Origin of the sequence: Pseudomonas sp. C6002, from assembly GCF_013385805.1 — a bacterium.
Classification (GTDB): domain Bacteria; phylum Pseudomonadota; class Gammaproteobacteria; order Pseudomonadales; family Pseudomonadaceae; genus Aquipseudomonas.
The window spans coordinates 1-384 of record NZ_JACAPH010000060.1 but is presented as its reverse complement, the minus strand read 5'-3'; the positions used below and the strand labels follow the sequence as shown (position 1 = coordinate 384).

The 384-nt window shown below is 47.7% G+C and carries 2 tRNA genes; both read right to left on the bottom strand.

The features are described 5' to 3' along the window. Positions 1-72 precede the first annotated feature (72 nt). Positions 73-148 (bottom strand) — tRNA-Ala (locus tag HX817_RS31145). 10 nt (positions 149-158) lie between these two features. Next, positions 159-235 (bottom strand) — tRNA-Ile (locus HX817_RS31140). Between the last annotated feature and the right edge of the window lie 149 nt (positions 236-384).

The following is a 384-nucleotide window of genomic DNA, read 5'->3' as shown; positions in this document are numbered from 1 at the left end:
CTAATCAAAGACTAGAAATCAATATTCATTGGCGAATATTCATTTCTAAACTCTAACAGTAGAAACAGTTAATGGTGGAGCCAAACGGGATCGAACCGTTGACCTCCTGCGTGCAAGGCAGGCGCTCTCCCAGCTGAGCTATGGCCCCATAACAAAATTGGTGGGTCTGGGCAGATTCGAACTGCCGACCTCACCCTTATCAGGGGTGCGCTCTAACCAACTGAGCTACAGACCCAATTTCGAGCGCGTAACTGATTAGCTAAGAGCTATCAGCTTGGAGCTTAAAGCTGCTTCTATCGTCTTCTTCAATGAATCAAGCAATTCGTGTGGGAACTTATGGAGCAGCTGATGTCGTCGATTAAGGAGGTGATCCAGCCGCAGGTT